2 protein-coding genes and 1 pseudogene are annotated in these 1,204 nt (G+C 37.0%); 1 reads left to right on the top strand and 2 read right to left on the bottom strand.

Going from position 1 to position 1,204, the window contains the following annotated elements; all coding sequences use genetic code 11:
- Positions 1 to 529: pseudogene (locus NF27_RS09170) on the top strand (IS256 family transposase); the annotation flags it as partial.
- 15 nt (positions 530 to 544) lie between these two features.
- Here the strand turns inward: NF27_RS09170 and NF27_RS09165 are convergent.
- Together NF27_RS09165 and NF27_RS09160 are read right to left on the bottom strand one after the other, a co-directional pair.
- Positions 545 to 844: a transposase gene (locus NF27_RS09165; protein ID WP_039458669.1), complete on the bottom strand. Its 300-nt coding sequence runs from the start codon at positions 842 to 844 to the stop codon at positions 545 to 547.
- 44 nt (positions 845 to 888) lie between these two features.
- The gene (locus tag NF27_RS09160; protein WP_053332744.1) at positions 889 to 1,179 is read right to left on the bottom strand and encodes an IS630 transposase-related protein; all 291 of its coding nucleotides are present in this window, start codon (positions 1,177 to 1,179) and stop codon (positions 889 to 891) included.
- Positions 1,180 to 1,204: the final 25 nt, after the last annotated feature.

Raw genomic sequence — 1,204 nt, 5'->3', positions numbered from 1 at the left:
ATATTTATAGCTTGTGTTGACGGTTTGACCGGATTCTAGAGAAGCTATATCTACAGTATATCCAAAAGCCAAAGTGCAATTGTGTATTGTTCATATGGTAAGGAACTCATTAAGATATGTAAGTTGGAAAGATAGAAAAGCTTTATGCGCAGATTTAAAGAAAATTTATACGGCAAAAACTCTCCAAGAAGCCGAGATGGCGCTTGAAACCTTTGCCCTTAGGGGGGGTACTAAATACCCCTCAATCAGTCAATCCTGGCTTAAACATTGGGAGCATATTACCACATTTTTTGCCTATCCTGAGGACATCAGAAAAGCCATTTATACCACAAATGCTATAGAGTCTATGAATATGACCCTACGCAAGGTAATTAAAAATAAGCGTGCTTTTCCAAATGACGATGCAGTTTTTAAAATTCTCTTTTTAGCAATTGACAAAATTTCTAAAAAGTGGACTATGCCAGTTAAGGATTGGAAATCAGCTATGAATAGATTCATTATTGAATTCTCTGATTCCTTAGTTGCATAATAACCTATTTGGCTTTTACACACTTATCTGCAAAGACTCCTGCTCTACCCAATTCTCAAAAACCTCACTGTTACAAGAGCCGTTAAAAACACAAGGAGCTACAACTTGATTAGCATTTAATCCGGCAACTATATTCGTCCTTTGATAATACTTTCCACTCCTTTTCCCTCTGAGTGGGATCCCTTTCATGCCCCACCCTCTATCCTTACATATATTTACATCTATCCCGCTTTCATCAATGTATACAAGCTTATCTCTATCTATTGCTTTAATAGAGTCTAAGTATTCTAACCTCCTCTCTTCACTAGCTTCCACATAGGTAAAGGCTTTTTTTTATAGATAAATCCTAGCTTTTTCAATCAGTAAATCCCTCCTCCGCTACTCATCCCAAATGCTTTGCCTATATCTTCCGCTCTAGCATTCAGGTTCTCCTCTACATACCTTATAAATTTTTCAATATCTATTCTTGGCTTCGCACCCGGTCGCTTTCGAGCACAAAAATGCCCTTCGCTCTTATACCTAACATGCCATTTGTTTACTGTGGTCTTGCTCAAATTGAATACTTTTGCTGCTTCCCTTTGGCTATTCCCTGCTTCCAAGTATCTTATTACTTTCTCTCTTAGATCTAAACTATATGGACTTGTTGACATCGTTTTTCTTTTTTATTTACCTTAT

This window comes from Candidatus Jidaibacter acanthamoeba, assembly GCF_000815465.1.
Taxonomy (GTDB): domain Bacteria; phylum Pseudomonadota; class Alphaproteobacteria; order Rickettsiales; family Midichloriaceae; genus Jidaibacter; species Jidaibacter acanthamoebae.
This window is presented reverse-complemented; position numbering and strand designations above follow the sequence as displayed.

Excerpts from the sequence above, each read along its gene's own strand:
- NF27_RS09160 (WP_053332744.1), bottom strand. The coding sequence starts at position 1,179 with ATGTCAACAAGTCCATATAGTTTAGATCTAAGAGAGAAAGTAATAAGA.